Here is a 13,813-nt window from a genome sequence, read left to right on the forward strand (position 1 = left end):
GCGGATATGCGCAAACGAGAGGGCATTGCTACCACCGCTTTTCAAGGACAAACCCATGGCACGCGTACTGGTCTCAGACAAACTTTCTCCCACTGCAGTTCAGATTTTCAAGGATCGCGGCGTGGAGGTGGACTATCTCCCCGACCTCGGAAAAGACAAAGACAAGCTTCTTGAGGTCATTGATCAATATGATGGTCTTGCTATCCGCTCGGCTACCAAGGTCACGGAAAAGCTCATCGCTGCCGCGACCAAGCTGAAGGTTATCGGGCGCGCTGGTATCGGCGTGGACAATGTCGATATTCCGGCAGCTTCACGCCGCGGTATCATCGTGATGAATACGCCTTTCGGAAACTCCATCACGACCGCTGAACACGCCATTGCGCTGATCTTCGCCGTGGCGCGTGAGCTGCCCGAGGCAAACGCTTCGACCCATGCAGGCAAGTGGGAGAAGAACCGCTTCATGGGTGTGGAAATTACCGGCAAGACGCTCGGTGTTATTGGCTGCGGCAACATCGGTTCGATCGTCGCCACGCGCGGTGTGGGTCTGCGAATGCATGTGGTTGCGTTCGATCCGTTCCTTTCGGAAGAGCGGGCGCGGGAACTCGGCGTGGAAAAGGTGGAATTGGAAGAGCTGTTCACGCGATCCGATTTCATCACCCTGCACACCCCGCTGACCGATAAGACCCGCGGCATCATCAATGCGGACGCGATTGCGAAGATGAAAGATGGTGTGCGCATCATCAATTGCGCGCGCGGAGGGTTGATCGTCGAGAAAGACCTGATTGAAGGATTGAAGAGCGGTAAAGTCGCAGGTGCTGGTATCGACGTGTTCGAAGTCGAACCGGCCACAGATAACGAATTGTTCCAGTTTCCGAACGTGGTTTGCACGCCGCATTTGGGGGCGTCGACTTCGGAAGCGCAAGAGAACGTCGCGCTTCAGATCGCGGAGCAGATGGCGGATTATCTCGTCAGAGGGGCCGTCAGCAACGCCATCAACATGCCGTCGATCACGGCGGAAGAAGCGCCACGTCTCAAGCCTTTTGTGAAACTCGCCGAGGTGCTTGGTGCGTTTGTCGGACAGGTCACAGACGAGCCTATTAAGGAGGTCGAAATCCTGTTTGACGGCGCAACGGCGACGATGAACACGCGCGCTTTGATGAGCGCAACACTCGCAGGCTTGATCCGCCCTCAAGTGTCCGACGTGAACATGGTTTCCGCTCCGATCATGGTGAAGGAACGTGGGATCATCGTGTCCGAGGTCAAGCGCGACAAATCAGGCGTGTTCGATGGCTACATCAAGCTGACCGTCAAGACGCCGAGCATGACTCGCACGATCGCGGGCACCTGCTTCTCTGACGGAAAGCCTCGCTTTATCCAGATCAAGGGCATCAATCTGGATGCGGAAGTGGGCCATCACATGCTCTACACGACAAACCCCGATGCTCCCGGCATTATCGGCCTTCTCGGCACGATCTGCGGGGCCAATGATGTGAACATCGCGAACTTCCAGCTTGGTCGCGACCGGCCGGGCGGCGACGCAATCGCGCTGCTCTATCTGGATGCGCCATTCCCTGAAAAGGCGCTCAACGACCTGCGGACCAATCCGAAGATTGCTTCGGCCAAACGCCTGCAATTCGACGTGAACTAGGATGTTTCAGGGCGCTGCTTCACGGCGGCGCCCGCTATATTCGGCGAGCGCAATGCCGCCGAAAACGAGAGCCAGCGCGATGGCATGGTAGAGGCTGAATTCCTCGCCCAGCAGAACAATTGAAAGTATCGTTCCAAAGATCGGCACGAGGTTGATGAAAAGCCCCGCGCGATTTGCTCCAATAAGCTCGACGCCCCTTATGTAAAGCGCTTGCGCGAGCAGGGATGGAAAGATCAGCACATAGAGCAATATCGCCCAACCCTGCGCGTCGGGAATTATTGCTTTGCCGACGGCGAACTCGATGGCGACGAAGGGCAGGGAAGTCAGGGACGCCGAACCTGTCAGCACGATCATCAGGGAATGCCAATGAATATCCGGCTTGAAACGAAGCGCTACCGTATAGCCGCTGTAAACGAATATCGAGGCAAGCATAATTGCGTCGCCAAGATTGAGGTCTAGCGACAGCAGGCGCGAAAGCGCGCCGTGGCTGGCGGTGAGCGCAACACCAAGTAATGTGAGACACAGGCCGATTATCTGCCCACCGCTCGCCTTAAGCCTGAAAAACAGGAAATTAAGCATGAATATCAACATCGGCATGCCGGCCTGCTCGATGCTGACATTGATTGCAGTGGTGAGTGTGAGCGCGGTGTAAAGCGCGACGTTGAATATTGTGAAGCCAAAGGTTCCGAGCATGGAAAGCAGCAGCCAATGCTTGCGCAAGGCAGGCAAATCGGCCTTCAGGCTTTTCCATCCGATGACGAGCATGATGACAAACGCCAGTGTCCATCGCCCTGCCGTCAGAATCATTGGAGAGATGTGCCCGACTGCCAGTTTGCCGGCAATTGCGTTGCCGCCCCAAAACAAGGTTGTCAGCAGAAGGTAGATATAGGCGCGCTGGTGCATTCGACTCCGCTCAGGAATGCATATCGGGGTAGTCCACAACGCCGTCTGAGTAAACGAAGGTTAGCCACTGTTCTATCGAAAAGAACTGTCGCGTTTATGGTTTAGACGTTATAGAGCGCTGGTTTTGAATTTGGGTTCGCTGGACGGGCGATTCATCAGGATTAAAAAATGGCGAATGTGGTGGTTGTTGGCTCGCAATGGGGCGACGAAGGCAAAGGCAAGATTGTCGACTGGTTGTCGGAGCGCGCGGACGTCGTCGTGCGCTATCATGGCGGCCATAATGCAGGCCACACACTGGTTATCGACGGCGTAAGCTATAAACTCGCGCTGCTACCGTCAGGTCTTGTGCAGGGCAAGCTTTCGGTCATCGGCAACGGCGTCGTCGTAGACCCGCACCATTTCGTTCAGGAACTGGCGAAGCTGCGTGGACAGGGCGTTGAGATCACGCCGGAAGTCCTGCGTGTCGCTGACAATGCACCTCTCATTCTTTCGCTGCACAGAGAGCTTGATGCGATTCGCGAAGACGCGACGGGCGGACTGAAAATCGGAACGACAAAGCGCGGCATCGGACCTGCCTATGAGGACAAGGTTGGACGTCGCGCGATTCGCCTCGTGGACCTGTCGGAACCTGACACGCTGATGGTTAAGATCGAGCGTTTGCTCGGCCATCACAATGCTTTGCGGCGTGGCATGGGCATTGAGGAGATCGACTCGAAAAAGATCTATGACGAGTTGATGTCGGTTGCGGACGAGATTCTGCCTTACATGGATCAGGTTTGGCGCGTGCTGGAAGAAAAGCGGCGCATCGGTTCGCGCATCCTTTTTGAGGGTGCGCAGGGCGCGCTACTGGACAATGACCACGGCACCTATCCGTTCGTTACTTCGTCTAACACTGTGGCGGGACAGGCGGCTGCCGGTTCCGGTCTTGGGCCGACGGCAATCGGCTATGTGCTGGGTATCACCAAGGCTTACACGACGCGCGTAGGCGAGGGGCCTTTCCCGTGCGAACTGCACGACGAGATCGGGGAGCATCTCGCGACTGTCGGGCGCGAAGTTGGTGTCAACACGGGCCGCCCGCGCCGCTGCGGCTGGTTCGATGCGGTGCTGGTGCGTCAGACCGTCAAAACCTCCGGCATCTCGGGCATTGCACTCACCAAGCTGGACGTTCTCGACGGCTTGAAGGAGATCAAGGTTTGCATTGCATACGAGCTTGATGGCAAGCGCATTGATTATTTGCCTGCCTCAATGCGGGCACAAGCTGCGGTTAAGCCAATATATGAGACACTCGAAGGGTGGTCGCAGACGACGGCTGGTGCGCGCAGTTGGGCGGAACTTCCAGCGCAGGCCGTCAAATATGTTAGGCATATTGAGGAACTGATCGGCGCGCCTGTCGCCTTGTTGTCAACCAGTCCGGAGCGCGACGACACGATACTTGTGACGGACCCTTTTCAAGACTAATTTCAAGCCTCTCGCCGGGCTGATGGGACATGCTAGGCGAGGGGCAATAACTCAGGTCGGATTTTAATGTCGGATTTTGTGGCGGTACTCAGAAAGACGCTGGAGGGGCTGGGCGAAACCAGTCCTGAGATGCGTCAGCGGGTTTATGATAAGGCGCGCAGCACCATCGCCGCCAAGCTTTCCGGTATGAACCCGCCGCCACCGCCACAAGTGGCAGATCGGCAGCGTCGTGCACTTGAAGAAGCGATCACTGAAGTGGAGCGTTCCTACGGACCGGCCTCCAGGGCAGAGCCGCTGGACGAACTCGAAAATGTTCTCAATTCGCTCAATGGCCTGAAAAATCAGCCTATTGTTGCACAGCCTCCAAGGCAGCCGGAACCACGGCGCGCGCCTGAGCCTCCGCGTTATACCGAGCCGCCGCGCAGCTATGAGACGCAGCGCCCGGTGACGACGCCGACCTTGCGTCCGCCTGCGCCGCACCAACAACCAATACGGCACGCGCCTCCCCAAATGGAAACGGCGCCCGAGGACGAATTCGAGCCGCTGGAAGATGATGGCTATGATGCTCCGCCGCCAGTTGAATATCCGGCTGCGGAAGAAACGCGTAAGCGCGGTGGTCTTGGCCGCCTGATTGCTGCGTTGCTGCTGTTGGTTGCTCTGGCCGGCGGTGGTTATGCTGCATGGGTCAACAAGGATAAGTTGTCGGCTACTGTAGCTGAGCTGACGGATTCGCTGAGCAAGAGCACGGCCTCGAACGAGCCCGCTACGCCAGCCGAACCGGCGACATCGAAGACCGAAACGGAAAATGGGACTGATGCAGCGCCTGCTGCTGATGGTCCGGCAAAGTTTACGCAGCAGTTGAATGCCGATGGCAGCGAGGCCGATGCTGGGCCTGCTGCGAATGGCGCCACGGTAGGCGAGGGAGCTTCGGTAGCCGAGGCAACAAACAACGCCACGACGCCGCCGGTTTCGCAGCAGCCTGCGACGCAGGATCAGGCCGCGCAGGAAGGTACTGACCAACCGGAAGAAAGCGCGCAAGCGCCGGACCAGCAGCCTGCCGATCAACAACAGCCAGCCGATGCCGCTCAGGCTCCTGCCGACGCGCAGCCTGCCCAGAGCGAGGCCGCACCTGCGCAAGCAAATTCGGGTGCCGTACAGGTTGGTCAGCGCGCAATCTTCTACGAGGAGCGTACAAATTCGGCTGATGGTTCAGCGGAGCCGGGTTCGATTGTATGGTCGGTGGTGCAGGAATCGCCGGGCGGTGACTTGCCGCCAGAACCTGCCATCCGCGCCGAGGCAACCATTCCCGGCAAGGATGTGCAGTTGCGCATGACGATCCGCCGCAACGCGGACAATACGCTTCCGGCGAGCCACATTATCGAGATGATCTTCCTCACGCCGCAGAACTTTGAAGGCGGCGGCATCGATAATGTACTGCGTGTTGCGCTCAAGGCTTCGGAGCAGGATGCGGGCACCCCGCTTGCTGGCATACCGGCGAAGATTTCAGACGGCTTTTTCCTGATTGCGCTGAACGATAGCCAACAGGACAAAGATGCGAACATGAAGCTTCTTCGCGAGCGCAACTGGCTTGATGTTCCGCTGGTCTACAAGTCGGGACGCCGCGCACTCATCACAATGGAAAAGGGCATTCCCGGTGAGAAGGTATTCGACGACGTGTTGAAGTCCTGGGGTCAGACCAGCGGCTGACCCGGTTCCCAGCCTGCCGGAGCCATCTCGAACGACGAGAATTCAAAGCCCGGCGCAACCGTGCATCCGACCAGCGTCCATTCGCCGAGACTGGCCGCGCTTTGCCAATGCCCTGCGGGCACAATTGCCTGTGGTCGCTCGCCAGCCGCGATGTCGATACCAAGCGTGATGGCTTCCACGGGCCCGCTTGCAGGGGCAATCCGCAATTCGAGCGCCGCGCCTGCATGAAAGTGCCAAACTTCTACGGCGTCCTTTACGCAATGCCACGCGGACTGCTCGCCGCGTTCGAGAAGGAAATAAATTGCCGTTGAATGGCCACGTTCGCCATTGGGCCCGCCATTTGGATTGTCGCGCATAGTCTCGACATACCAACCGCCCTCAGGATGCGGCTTCATAGCGAGCGCCGCAATAATGTCCCTTGCATTCATTCTCAGAAATTGTCCTTGCGCTTGCGAATCTCTGCGAAGACCTCCGCATCGCTCGCGGCGGTCATTCCCAGATTTGCTCGTATTGCCGGATCGCCGCAGCGAAGGAAGGGGTTCGTGGCAAGTTCCTCGCCGATTGTTGTGGGCAGTGTCGCCTTGCCATCGGCGCGCAAGGCTTCAATAAGCTTGAGACGTTCAGCAAGCGCTTCATTTGTCGGGTCGATGGTCACGGCAAACCGCGCGTTGGAAAGTGTGTATTCGTGCCCGCAATAAACCTTCGTTTCCTTTGGCAGAGCAGCCAGCTTGTTGAGCGAGTCGTGCATGATGTCAGGCTCGCATTCGAAAAGCCTGCCGCAGCCTAGAGCAAACAATGTGTCGGCGGTGAATGCGACACCTGATTTCGGGAAGCAATAGCTCACATGTCCGGCGGTATGGCCGGGTGTGGCGATCACCGAAATCTTTTCGCCAGCAAAATCGATTGTGTCGCCATCACCAACTGTCTGGTCGACGCCGGGAATTTTGTCGGCCTCCTTGGCTGGTGCCATGATCTTGAGGCCGAAGCGGCTTTTCAGGGCAAGATTCGCTTCCACGTGGTCTGCGTGGTGGTGGGTCGTGAGAATGAGTGAGGGCGTCCAGCCGGTGCGCTCGATGGCTGCCAGAATGGTGCTTTCCTCAGGTGCATCGATCAGTGCGGTGAGGCCGCTTGCGGGATCGCGCACCAGCACGCCAAAATTGTCGCTGCGGCAGTTGAATTGTTCGATTTCTATGGTCATGCGCGATCCTTGCTCGATTAGCGTAGTTTATGCAGCGGTAATGCGCATGTCACGTGCGCGGCTTGTTGAATCCGTAATGATGCACGGCTAGCGTTGCTCTCATGAGTTCTGATATCGTGAACATCCGCGCATTCTATGCCAGCCTGACAGGACGGCTCGCTGAGCGCTCGCTTACGATGGCGCTATCGAGCATCTGGGCGAATGTCCCGAAAGAGAGACTCGTTGGCCTCGGCTATACGCTGCCGTGGCTGGAACGTTTCGGTGCCGATTCGGATCGGGCGATTGCGTTTATGCCCGCGGCGCAGGGTGCCGTGCGCTGGCCCGGTGAGAAGCCTTCGGCAACCGCGCTGGTGTTTGAAGAGGAATTGCCGCTTGTCGATTCTTCCGTCGATCGCGTGCTGCTTGTTCATACGCTGGAGCATTCCGAGAATCCGCGCGAAACGCTGAATGAGATCTGGCGCGTTCTCTCGCCTGCAGGGCGGGTGGTTATCGTCGTGCCGAACCGGCGTGGCGTTTGGGCACGCTTCGAGCATACGCCGTTTGGAACGGGGCGACCTTATTCGCGTGGGCAGCTCGATGCACTGTTGCGCGAAGCGAATTTTACTCCGTCCGCATGGGCGGATGCACTATTCTGTCCGCCTTCCAAGCGGAGATGGGTTTTGCGGCTGCACAGCAGTCTTGAGCGGCTTGGCAGACGGTTTTGGCCGATCTTTTCCGGTGTGATTGTCGTTGAGGCACAGAAGCGGCTTTATCAGGCGTTACCGGCCGCGAAGCGCGCATCGCGCCGTGTGTTTGTACCGGTTTTGACCCCGCAGGGAGCAGCGATGCACCACCCAACGGTTTCGCAACGACGGAACCCAACTGTGTAAGCGAGCGTTTATCCCCTCTACAATCCCGCGATTTCATCCCTAAATTCAGCTCACGCGATTAATTGGAGCGCAAGTTGAAGCCCCAGAAACCTCGTAGAGCATTGCTCATTGTCAATTCGCGCGCGCGACGTGGAGCGGAATCCATCGACGCCGTAAAAGACGTTCTCACCGCTGCACATATCAGGCTTGAGGAGGCGTCGACCAAAGAGCACGAAAATCTTTCCGAGCTGATCTCTCGACGCGCGCGGGACGTCGATCTGGCTATCATCGGAGGTGGTGACGGCACGCTGAACGCAGCGGCGGCGGGCCTTGTTTTCACAGGCTTGCCGCTAGGTGTCTTGCCGTTGGGAACGGCCAATGACTTCGCGCGAACGCTTGGCATTCCGCCCGATCCGGTGCAGGCGGCGGAAATCATCGCCCGAGGCACGCCGAAATTCATCGACCTTGGTGAAGTTAACGGGCATCTGTTTTTCAACGTGGCAAGCATTGGTTTTTCTGCTGAACTGGCAGGCGAACTGACCGAACACGCGAAGAAGCGGTTCGGGACACTCGGCTATGGAATCGTGGCGGCGCGCATCCTGATGCGGTCACGTCTGTTCAAGGCATTTGTCGACCACGATGACTCGACTGAGACCATTCGGACTATGCAGATTTCTGTCGGGAACGGTCGTCACTATGGCGGCGGCATGACTGTTGAAGAGACGGCCACAGCCGATGATGGGTGGCTGGATGTATACAGCCTTGAGGTCGATCATTGGTGGCGGCTGCTTCGGCTGCTGCCAAGTCTGCGGCGTGGCACGCAGGGGCAATGGGATGACGTGCGCGCGTTCAAGACCACGGAATTGACGATCCGCACCAGCAGCCCACGACCAGTCAATACGGATGGCGAATTGAGCACCTGGACGCCCGCGCATTTCCGCATCCGCCCGAAATCTGTGCTGGTGTATGCGCCCGAGGATGAATCCTAGACATCGTCCTGATTGAGTAAACGCGCTAAAGAGCGGTTTCGAAAGGAAACGACTCATGTCAGACGCGGCTTCCGTAAAAGATCAGTCGAGCGCTCCGATTTTGGCGCCCGCCGAATCCATCGGGTTTGGCGAGCAGATCGCCACAATGCGCCAGGCGTTCAACGGGTCGCCTCTTCGCAACCGCATCTTATGGCTTGGCCTCAGCGCTATCGTGATCATTGTTGCCACTTCGCTGGGACAGATCATTCTAAACCGCTGGAATGCTCCATTTTACGATGCGATAGAGCACCGTGATCTTGCCGGTTTGATCAAACAACTCGAGATGTTTGCGATTATCGCTGGAGGATTGCTGACGCTCGGCGTTGCGCAAACCTGGTTAAATCAGCGCTTCAGGCTCAGGCTGCGAGAGGCGCTGACGCACGATCTGATAACGGAATGGATGAAGCCGCGCAGAGCGTTTCGACTCGCCAATGCGGGTGCGATTGGCGTCAACCCTGATCAGCGTATGCAGGAAGACGCCGGTCATCTTTCTGATCTGGTGACGGGACTTGCTTTTGGCCTGTTTCAGTCGTCCATCCTGCTCGTGTCATTCGTTGGGATATTATGGTCGCTGTCATCCGGATTTGTGTTTCACATCGGTGGTAACACCTATGCAATCCCCGGCTATATGGTGTGGGCGGCATTCATCTATGCGGGTTCGGCGTCGATCATTACCTGGCTGGTCGGGCGTCCGCTCATCGGGCTCAATGCCGACCGCTATGCGCGCGAGGCCGAGCTTCGCTTTTCCATGATGCGTGTGAATGAGCATGTGGATGCCATCGCAATCGCGGGCGGTGAGCCCGACGAAAAACGGCGCATGGAGAATGATCTGAGCAATCTGCTCAAGTCGATCATGCGTATCTACACCGTGCAGATTCGCCTTGAATGGGTCACCGATGGCTATGGCTGGCTGACAATCATCGCGCCAATCCTCGTGGCGTCTCCGGTCTATTTCGCTGGCGACATCACCTTCGGCGGATTGATGATGGCGGTCGGTGCGTTCAATCAGGTTCACTCGTCACTGCGCTGGTTCATCAACAATATAGGCGCGATTGCCGACTGGCGCGCGACGCTCTTGCGTGTGGCCTCTTTCCGCGCAGCGCTCGTGGAGGCAGACCATCTGCATGGCAGCGAAAAGCAAATCGAGTTTGAGGAGAACACCAGCAATCGGCTGAGCTTTGAAGGTTTGGAAGTTGTTTCTCCTGCGGGATGTACACGCCTTGCCGAAGATCATGTGGTTATCAAGCAGGGCGAGCGAGTGTTGATTACCGGTGATCCCGGCGCGGGCAAAACATTGTTCTTCCGCGCGCTGGCAGGGCTTTGGCCCTGGGGTAGCGGGCGGATTGGCCTGCCGAAGAATGATTCCATGTTCTTCTTTCCGCGCACACCTTATTTTCCGCGCGGCACGTTGCGGCAGGTGCTGAGCTATCCCCGTGAGTTCGGAGCTTTTCAGGATGACGAGCTTAACGCGGCGCTCGGCAGAGTTGGCCTCGCGCGCCTGTCGGCTTCGCTTGACCGTGATGCGCGTTGGGACAAGGAATTGAACGAAGACGACCAGCGCCTGCTCGCGTTTGCGCGGCTTGCGGTTCACAAGCCGAGTTGGGTGATCATCGATGAATCGCTCGACGCGCTCGACGCATCCTGTCGCCGGGATATTTACAGCCTGCTGGAAAGCGAGTTGCCGAAATCCACGGTCATTAATATCGGGCGACTTTTGCCGAACATGACCTTCTTCAAGCGGCAGGTGGAACTCGCCAAGGACATCAAAGGCAAGGCACTGAAACCGGTCGATTTCGGCAATCGTTCGGTGGCGAAGCCGAAGGAGCGAAAACCAAGTACTGTGGGCTAGCGCCTGAGCAAAAACACCGCCTGCTGGCCGAAGAAGTTCCAGAACCACCACGGCATGGAAAATCCCATTTTCTGGCCGTTGGCGTTGATTGCGACAGCTTTCTCGACCTTCGCGCCAACTTCATCGCACAGAACCACGAAATCTCGGATCGTGCAGAAATGGATGTTCGGCGTGTCGTACCAGCTATAGGGCAGGTCTTTCGTCACGGGCATACGGCCGTTGAAAAACAGCGACGTTCGAACGCTCCAATGGCCGAAATTTGGGAACGAGACGATTGCGTGCTCGCCGATGCGCAGGAGATGTTCAAGCACCGCCCGTGGATTGCGCGTTGCCTGAAGGGTTTGCGACAACAGCGCGTAGTCGAACGAATTGTCAGGGTAATAGACCAGATCGGTATCGGCATCGCCCTGAATGACTGAAAGCCCGCGCGCCACGCATTCGTTTACACCGCGCTGCGAGATTTCCACGCCCCGACCATCAATGTTTTTCTGGTTCCGCAGGAGTTCAAGAAGTTCGCCGTCGCTACAGCCAACATCCAGCACTTTGGCGTTATCGGGGATGAGATCGGCAACGACCTGCAGGTCGATACGAGGATTTGAATTTACACTCATTTCAGGCCAATCCCTTGGCGCGTGCGGCAGAGGCGACAAAGCCGCCGATGGCGCTGAATAATTCAGGCTCGTCCAGCAAAAAGGCGTCATGGCCGCGGTCTGTCTCGATTTCAACGAAAGAGACCGGCGCGCCGGAAGCATTAAGAGCGTGGACAAGTGCGCGGCTTTCCTCTGTCGGGAAATGCCAATCGCTGGTGAAAGAGACAACGCAGAAACGCGTCTTGGTATTTTTGAATGCGGCCGCGAGTTGGCCGTCATGATCGGCAGCCATATCGAAATAATCCATGGCGCGGCTCAGATAGAGGTAGGAGTTCGCGTCGAACCGATCGACGAACGTCATACCCTGATGGCGCAGATAGCTTTCGATCTGAAAGTCGGCATCAAAGCTGAACGTCAGCTTCTGTCGGTCCTGCAGATTGCGCCCAAATTTGCGATGCAAGGCGACTTCGGAAAGATAGGTGATGTGCGCGATCATGCGCGCGACGGCGAGCCCTTTTTCAGGGCGCACGCCAGCCTCGATATATTTGCCGCCGCGCCAGTTTGGATCGGCCATTACCGCTTGGCGGCCAGCCTCGTAAAACGCGATGTTTTGCGCTGAATGCCGAGTGCCGGTCGCCATCGGCAGCGCGGAAAATACACGGTCCGGATAAGTTGAGGTCCATTCGAGAACCTGCATCCCACCCATGGAGCCGCCGATAACGCAGAATAATTGATCGATGCCGAAATGGTCGACCAGCATAGCTTGCGCACGGACCATGTCGCGGATCGTGATTATAGGCAGGTCAAGGCCGTATGGCTTGCCGGTTGCGGGGTTGGTGGATGCGGGGCCAGTCGAGCCGAGGCATGAGCCGATTACATTTGGGCTGATGACGAAGAAGCGATTGGTGTCGATGATTTTGCCGGGGCCGATCAGCACTTCCCACCAGCCGGGCTTGCCCGTGACCGGATTGGTGCTGGCAACATATTGATCGCCGGTAAGCGCGTGGCAAATCAAAACCGCGTTCGATTTGTCGGCGTTTAATTCGCCATATGTTTCGTAGGCGATTTGAAAAGGCGCAAGCTTCACTCCTGCTTCCAGTATCAGAGGCTTATCCGCGCCAAAGCGCAGCACCTGGCTGGAAGGATTGTTTGCTTCGTCGGCCTTTCGGCTCTTCGCGCGGGCAACCGCCATCATACTCACTTTCGTGGCTTTTGCCGGGGGTGTTTGCCCGCAACAAAAAACCGGCATTGCAGTGTCGCAAATGCCGGTTGCCTGACTGACACGGCCCTTTAGCGACTTGTTTAACGTGGCTGCAAGCCGACCGGCCAAATCACCACGAATTCGAATGCTATTTAAGCCTTCAATGAATTTCCGTCAACGGAAGGAATCGTGCTGGCCCATGCGGCGCACTCGACATTCTTTTCCGTGCGGTCTATTGCCCTGACGCATTTTTCTTCCGGATCACAATCATGACGCGTACCGACAAACCTTCTCGTCCCCAACCCAATCCGGGTGTGATGGACATTGAAGCCTATGTGCCGGGAAAATCGTCGGCGCATCCGGGGGTGGCGAAGGTGTTCAAGCTGTCGTCGAATGAAAACCCGTTCGGGGCTTCGCCCAAGGCAATCGAGGCGGTGAAAGCGGCGGCGGAGCGCATGGAGTTTTATCCCGATGGGCGGGCATCGCGGCTAAGGCAGGCGATTGCCGAGATGCACGGCCTGAACGTCGCGAACATTCTGTGCTTCAACGGTTCGGATGAAGCGCTGGCGCTGCTGGCCCGCATCTATCTGCAACCGGGGGATGAAGGTATCATCACCGAGCACGGCTTCCTGCAATACAAAATCTATATCCAGATGACTGGTGCGGAAGCGGTCACTGTGCGCGAGACGAATGAGCGGGCAGATGTCGACGCGATCCTTGCGGCCGTCACGGATCGCACGCGGATCATATTCCTCGCCAATCCCAACAATCCGACAGGCACATATTTGCCGTTCGATGAGGTGCGCCGGTTGCAAGCGGCGCTTCCGAAAAATGTGCTGCTGGTGCTCGATGCGGCCTATGCAGAATTCGTGCGCCGCAACGATTATGAAGCGGGCATTGAACTGGTAGGTTCATCGGAAAACGTTGTTATGACGCGTACCTTCTCCAAGGTGCATGGCCTCGGCGGTGCGCGCATTGGCTGGCTCTACGCGCCCTCGCACATCATCGACGCGGTTGATCGCGTTCGCGACCCGTTCAACGTAACGGCAATGTCCATAGAGGCCGGCGTGGCGGCGATGGGCGACCGCGCACATGTCACAAAATCCGTCGAGCACAATGCTAAATGGCTGGCATGGCTCACCGAACAACTGACCGCACTTGGTCTGCGCGTGACGCCAAGCGCGGGCAACTTCCTATTGATGCATTTCCCATCGAGCGAGCGATACTGCGCCGAGAATGCAGATGAGTTCCTGCTGGCGCGGGGATATATCCTGCGCCGCGTCACCGCCTACGGATTTCCAAACGCATTGCGCATGACCGTTGGCACGGAAGAAGCAAATCGCGGCGTTGTCGCTGCACTCAAAGAGTTTCTGGAAGCCTAGT

Annotated in this window: 12 protein-coding genes and 1 riboswitch; of the genes, 7 read left to right on the forward strand and 5 right to left on the reverse strand. The window is 57.4% G+C overall.

Going from position 1 to position 13,813, the window contains the following annotated elements; translation table 11 throughout:
* The first annotated feature begins 55 nt into the window (after positions 1–55).
* Positions 56–1,648: a phosphoglycerate dehydrogenase gene (gene serA, locus DY251_RS09555; RefSeq protein WP_116623658.1), complete on the forward strand. Its 1,593-nt coding sequence runs from the start codon at positions 56–58 to the stop codon at positions 1,646–1,648.
* A 6-nt stretch (positions 1,649–1,654) separates the two neighbouring features.
* Here the strand turns inward: serA and DY251_RS09560 are convergent, their stop codons facing one another.
* Positions 1,655–2,551: a DMT family transporter gene (locus tag DY251_RS09560; protein WP_116623659.1), complete on the reverse strand. Its 897-nt coding sequence runs from the start codon at positions 2,549–2,551 to the stop codon at positions 1,655–1,657.
* Positions 2,552–2,719: 168 nt separating this feature from the next.
* Between DY251_RS09560 and DY251_RS09565 the strand changes: the two genes are divergently transcribed.
* Both DY251_RS09565 and DY251_RS09570 read left to right on the forward strand, forming a co-directional pair.
* A complete protein-coding gene (locus DY251_RS09565) occupies positions 2,720–4,009 on the forward strand; it encodes an adenylosuccinate synthase (protein WP_116623660.1) in 1,290 nt (429 codons plus the stop codon).
* 78 nt (positions 4,010–4,087) lie between these two features.
* Positions 4,088–5,716, forward strand: coding sequence for a hypothetical protein (locus DY251_RS09570; protein ID WP_342633557.1), 1,629 nt, complete (start codon positions 4,088–4,090; stop codon positions 5,714–5,716).
* On the opposite strand, the gene DY251_RS09575 is transcribed toward DY251_RS09570, so the two are convergent.
* On the reverse strand, positions 5,701–6,144 hold the full coding sequence (locus tag DY251_RS09575) for a cupin domain-containing protein (protein ID WP_116623662.1): 444 nt from the start codon (positions 6,142–6,144) through the stop codon (positions 5,701–5,703). The genes DY251_RS09570 and DY251_RS09575 overlap by 16 nt on opposite strands.
* Before the next feature lie 2 nt (positions 6,145–6,146).
* Entirely contained in the window at positions 6,147–6,914 is a 768-nt protein-coding gene (gene gloB, locus DY251_RS09580) for a hydroxyacylglutathione hydrolase (RefSeq protein ID WP_116623663.1), read from the reverse strand.
* 101 nt (positions 6,915–7,015) lie between these two features.
* On the opposite strand from gloB, the gene DY251_RS09585 reads away from it, so the two are divergent.
* From DY251_RS09585 to DY251_RS09595, 3 genes are all read left to right on the forward strand, one after another.
* Entirely contained in the window at positions 7,016–7,783 is a 768-nt protein-coding gene (locus DY251_RS09585) for a class I SAM-dependent methyltransferase (protein WP_116623664.1), read from the forward strand.
* A gap of 74 nt (positions 7,784–7,857) precedes the next feature.
* On the forward strand, positions 7,858–8,751 hold the full coding sequence (locus DY251_RS09590) for a lipid kinase (RefSeq protein ID WP_116623830.1): 894 nt from the start codon (positions 7,858–7,860) through the stop codon (positions 8,749–8,751).
* A 55-nt stretch (positions 8,752–8,806) separates the two neighbouring features.
* Positions 8,807–10,639 carry an ABC transporter ATP-binding protein/permease gene (locus DY251_RS09595; RefSeq protein WP_116623665.1) on the forward strand — a complete coding sequence of 611 codons (1,833 nt, stop codon included), beginning with the start codon at positions 8,807–8,809 and terminating at the stop codon, positions 10,637–10,639.
* Here DY251_RS09595 and metW read toward each other — a convergent pair.
* Positions 10,636–11,250: a methionine biosynthesis protein MetW gene (metW, locus tag DY251_RS09600; RefSeq protein WP_116623666.1), complete on the reverse strand. Its 615-nt coding sequence runs from the start codon at positions 11,248–11,250 to the stop codon at positions 10,636–10,638. The genes DY251_RS09595 and metW overlap by 4 nt on opposite strands.
* A 1-nt stretch (position 11,251) precedes the next feature.
* Positions 11,252–12,424, reverse strand: coding sequence for a homoserine O-acetyltransferase MetX (gene metX, locus DY251_RS09605; RefSeq protein ID WP_425373287.1), 1,173 nt, complete (start codon positions 12,422–12,424; stop codon positions 11,252–11,254).
* A gap of 75 nt (positions 12,425–12,499) precedes the next feature.
* Positions 12,500–12,577: riboswitch (SAM riboswitch) on the reverse strand.
* A 122-nt stretch (positions 12,578–12,699) separates the two neighbouring features.
* Here metX and hisC point away from each other — a divergent pair.
* Complete coding sequence (gene hisC, locus DY251_RS09610) at positions 12,700–13,812, forward strand: histidinol-phosphate transaminase (RefSeq protein ID WP_116623667.1); 1,113 nt, start codon at positions 12,700–12,702, stop codon at positions 13,810–13,812.
* The last annotated feature ends 1 nt before the right edge of the window (position 13,813 follow it).

Source organism: Mesorhizobium denitrificans (assembly GCF_003403035.1).
Classification (GTDB): domain Bacteria; phylum Pseudomonadota; class Alphaproteobacteria; order Rhizobiales; family Rhizobiaceae; genus Mesorhizobium_G; species Mesorhizobium_G denitrificans.